Origin of the sequence: Streptomyces sp. NPDC059582, from assembly GCF_042735715.1 — a bacterium.
Lineage (GTDB): Bacteria > Actinomycetota > Actinomycetes > Streptomycetales > Streptomycetaceae > Streptomyces.
The window spans coordinates 1-5,029 of sequence record NZ_JBHWCC010000115.1; the positions used below are offsets into that span (position 1 = coordinate 1).

The following is a 5,029-nucleotide window of genomic DNA, read 5'->3' on the forward strand; positions in this document are numbered from 1 at the left end:
AACACAGTGGACGCGAGCAACTGAGGACAAGCCCTCGGCCTATTAGTACCGGTCACCTCCACCAGTTACCTGGCTTCCAGATCCGGCCTATCAACCCAGTCGTCTACTGGGAGCCTTACCCCATCAAGTGGGTGGGAATACTCATCTCGAAGCAGGCTTCCCGCTTAGATGCTTTCAGCGGTTATCCCTCCCGAACGTAGCCAACCAGCCATGCCCTTGGCAGGACAACTGGCACACCAGAGGTTCGTCCGTCCCGGTCCTCTCGTACTAGGGACAGCCCTTCTCAATATTCCTGCGCGCGCAGCGGATAGGGACCGAACTGTCTCACGACGTTCTAAACCCAGCTCGCGTACCGCTTTAATGGGCGAACAGCCCAACCCTTGGGACCGACTCCAGCCCCAGGATGCGACGAGCCGACATCGAGGTGCCAAACCATCCCGTCGATATGGACTCTTGGGGAAGATCAGCCTGTTATCCCCGGGGTACCTTTTATCCGTTGAGCGACGGCGCTTCCACAAGCCACCGCCGGATCACTAGTCCCGACTTTCGTCCCTGCTCGACCCGTCGGTCTCACAGTCAAGCTCCCTTGTGCACTTACACTCAACACCTGATTGCCAACCAGGCTGAGGGAACCTTTGGGCGCCTCCGTTACTCTTTAGGAGGCAACCGCCCCAGTTAAACTACCCATCAGACACTGTCCCTGATCCGGATCACGGACCCAGGTTAGACATCCAGCACGACCAGACTGGTATTTCAACGACGACTCCACAACCACTGGCGTGGCCGCTTCAAAGTCTCCCAGCTATCCTACACAAGCCGAACCGAACACCAATATCAAACTGTAGTAAAGGTCCCGGGGTCTTTCCGTCCTGCTGCGCGAAACGAGCATCTTTACTCGTAGTGCAATTTCACCGGGCCTATGGTTGAGACAGTCGAGAAGTCGTTACGCCATTCGTGCAGGTCGGAACTTACCCGACAAGGAATTTCGCTACCTTAGGATGGTTATAGTTACCACCGCCGTTTACTGGCGCTTAAGTTCTCAGCTTCGCCAAGACGAATCTTGACTAACCGGTCCCCTTAACGTTCCAGCACCGGGCAGGCGTCAGTCCGTATACATCGCCTTACGGCTTCGCACGGACCTGTGTTTTTAGTAAACAGTCGCTTCTCGCTGGTCTCTGCGGCCACCCCCAGCTCAGAGCGCAAAGCTCATCACCAGACGTGGCCCCCCTTCTCCCGAAGTTACGGGGGCATTTTGCCGAGTTCCTTAACCATAGTTCACCCGAACGCCTCGGTATTCTCTACCTGACCACCTGAGTCGGTTTAGGGTACGGGCCGCCATGAAACTCGCTAGAGGCTTTTCTCGACAGCATAGGATCATCCACTTCACCACAATCGGCTCGGCATCAGGTCTCAGCCACATGTACGACGGATTTGCCTATCGCACGGCCTACACCCTTACCCCGGGACAACCACCGCCCGGGATGGACTACCTTCCTGCGTCACCCCATCACTCACCTACTAACCGCTTGGTCCGGCGGCTCCACCACTTTCCTTTCCCCGAAGGGTCCGGAACGGCTTCACGGCCTTAGCATCACGATGCTCGATGTTTGACGCTTCACAGCGGGTACCGGAATATCAACCGGTTATCCATCGACTACGCCTGTCGGCCTCGCCTTAGGTCCCGACTTACCCTGGGCAGATCAGCTTGACCCAGGAACCCTTAGTCAATCGGCGCACACGTTTCTCACGTGTGTATCGCTACTCATGCCTGCATTCTCACTCGTGAACCGTCCACCACTGCCTTCCGGCGCAGCTTCACCCGGCACACGACGCTCCCCTACCCATCACAGCGCCCGTTGGGGCTATATGCTGCAATGACACGACTTCGGCGGTACGCTTGAGCCCCGCTACATTGTCGGCGCGGAATCACTAGACCAGTGAGCTATTACGCACTCTTTCAAGGGTGGCTGCTTCTAAGCCAACCTCCTGGTTGTCTGTGCGACTCCACATCCTTTCCCACTTAGCGTACGCTTAGGGGCCTTAGTCGATGCTCTGGGCTGTTTCCCTCTCGACCATGGAGCTTATCCCCCACAGTCTCACTGCCGCGCTCTCACTTACCGGCATTCGGAGTTTGGCTAAGGTCAGTAACCCGGTAGGGCCCATCGCCTATCCAGTGCTCTACCTCCGGCAAGAAACACACGACGCTGCACCTAAATGCATTTCGGGGAGAACCAGCTATCACGGAGTTTGATTGGCCTTTCACCCCTAACCACAGGTCATCCCCCAGGTTTTCAACCCTGGTGGGTTCGGTCCTCCACGAAGTCTTACCTCCGCTTCAACCTGCCCATGGCTAGATCACTCCGCTTCGGGTCTTGAGCGTGCTACTGAAACGCCCTATTCGGACTCGCTTTCGCTACGGCTTCCCCACCCGGGTTAACCTCGCAACACACCGCAAACTCGCAGGCTCATTCTTCAAAAGGCACGCAGTCACGAGGCAAGCACAAGTGCTTGCCCGACGCTCCCACGGCTTGTAGGCACACGGTTTCAGGTACTATTTCACTCCGCTCCCGCGGTACTTTTCACCATTCCCTCACGGTACTATCCGCTATCGGTCACCAGGGAATATTTAGGCTTAGCGGGTGGTCCCGCCAGATTCACACGGGATTTCTCGGGCCCCGTGCTACTTGGGTGTCTCTCAAACGAGCCGTTGACGTTTCGACTACGGGGGTCTTACCCTCTACGCCGGACCTTTCGCATGTCCTTCGCCTACATCAACGGTTTCTGACTCGCCTCACAGCCGGCAGACTGTGAAAGAGAGATCCCACAACCCCGTATACGCAACCCCTGCCGGGTCTCACACGCATACGGTTTGGCCTCATCCGGTTTCGCTCGCCACTACTCCCGGAATCACGGTTGTTTTCTCTTCCTGCGGGTACTGAGATGTTTCACTTCCCCGCGTTCCCTCCACATACCCTATGTGTTCAGGTATGGGTGACAGCCCATGACGACTGCCGGGTTTCCCCATTCGGAAACCCCCGGATCAAAGCCTGGTTGACGACTCCCCGGGGACTATCGTGGCCTCCCACGTCCTTCATCGGTTCCTGGTGCCAAGGCATCCACCGTGCGCCCTTAAAAACTTGGCCACAGATGCTCGCGTCCACTGTGCAGTTCTCAAACAACGACCAACCACCCATCACCCTGCCCTTACAGGCAAGTTCACTGGGGCCGGCACTGAAGGCAGCCAATCGGCCGTGCCCTCAGACACCCAACAGCGTGCCCGACCCGATCCCGTCCGGAGATCATGCTTTCCACGCCCCTAAGAGCAGTACTCGCAAGCCTCCGACCCGACAATCCGGCCGAATAATCAACGTTCCACCCATGAGCTAACCACCGTCGGACGTTTGCCGACGTAGTGGCTCTGGATCTCTTGCGAGATCTAGATGCTCCTTAGAAAGGAGGTGATCCAGCCGCACCTTCCGGTACGGCTACCTTGTTACGACTTCGTCCCAATCGCCAGTCCCACCTTCGACAGCTCCCTCCCACAAGGGGTTGGGCCACCGGCTTCGGGTGTTACCGACTTTCGTGACGTGACGGGCGGTGTGTACAAGGCCCGGGAACGTATTCACCGCAGCAATGCTGATCTGCGATTACTAGCAACTCCGACTTCATGGGGTCGAGTTGCAGACCCCAATCCGAACTGAGACCGGCTTTTTGAGATTCGCTCCACCTCACGGTATCGCAGCTCATTGTACCGGCCATTGTAGCACGTGTGCAGCCCAAGACATAAGGGGCATGATGACTTGACGTCGTCCCCACCTTCCTCCGAGTTGACCCCGGCGGTCTCCTGTGAGTCCCCATCACCCCGAAGGGCATGCTGGCAACACAGAACAAGGGTTGCGCTCGTTGCGGGACTTAACCCAACATCTCACGACACGAGCTGACGACAGCCATGCACCACCTGTACACCGACCACAAGGGGGGCACTATCTCTAATGCTTTCCGGTGTATGTCAAGCCTTGGTAAGGTTCTTCGCGTTGCGTCGAATTAAGCCACATGCTCCGCTGCTTGTGCGGGCCCCCGTCAATTCCTTTGAGTTTTAGCCTTGCGGCCGTACTCCCCAGGCGGGGAACTTAATGCGTTAGCTGCGGCACCGACGACGTGGAATGTCGCCAACACCTAGTTCCCACCGTTTACGGCGTGGACTACCAGGGTATCTAATCCTGTTCGCTCCCCACGCTTTCGCTCCTCAGCGTCAGTAATGGCCCAGAGATCCGCCTTCGCCACCGGTGTTCCTCCTGATATCTGCGCATTTCACCGCTACACCAGGAATTCCGATCTCCCCTACCACACTCTAGCTAGCCCGTATCGAATGCAGACCCGGGGTTAAGCCCCGGGCTTTCACACCCGACGTGACAAGCCGCCTACGAGCTCTTTACGCCCAATAATTCCGGACAACGCTTGCGCCCTACGTATTACCGCGGCTGCTGGCACGTAGTTAGCCGGCGCTTCTTCTGCAGGTACCGTCACTTTCGCTTCTTCCCTGCTGAAAGAGGTTTACAACCCGAAGGCCGTCATCCCTCACGCGGCGTCGCTGCATCAGGCTTTCGCCCATTGTGCAATATTCCCCACTGCTGCCTCCCGTAGGAGTCTGGGCCGTGTCTCAGTCCCAGTGTGGCCGGTCGCCCTCTCAGGCCGGCTACCCGTCGTCGCCTTGGTGAGCCATTACCTCACCAACAAGCTGATAGGCCGCGGGCTCATCCTTCACCGCCGGAGCTTTTAACCTCCACCCATGCGAGTGGACGTGTTATCCGGTATTAGACCCCGTTTCCAGGGCTTGTCCCAGAGTGAAGGGCAGATTGCCCACGTGTTACTCACCCGTTCGCCACTAATCCACCCCGAAGGGCTTCATCGTTCGACTTGCATGTGTTAAGCACGCCGCCAGCGTTCGTCCTGAGCCAGGATCAAACTCTCCGTGAATGTTTACCCGTAATCGGGTGCAACACCACGAGAGCGGTGCGAGAGGAGGAAT

The 5,029-nt window shown here is 57.4% G+C and carries 2 rRNA genes; both read right to left on the reverse strand.

From position 1 onward, the window contains the following. Window positions 1-22: 22 nt before the first annotated feature. Window positions 23-3,143 (reverse strand): 23S ribosomal RNA (locus tag ACFV0T_RS42055). A 308-nt stretch (window positions 3,144-3,451) separates the two neighbouring features. Beyond that, a 16S ribosomal RNA gene (locus ACFV0T_RS42060) occupies window positions 3,452-4,977 on the reverse strand. Together the 16S and 23S rRNA genes form the textbook arrangement of a ribosomal RNA operon. Window positions 4,978-5,029 lie beyond the last annotated feature (52 nt).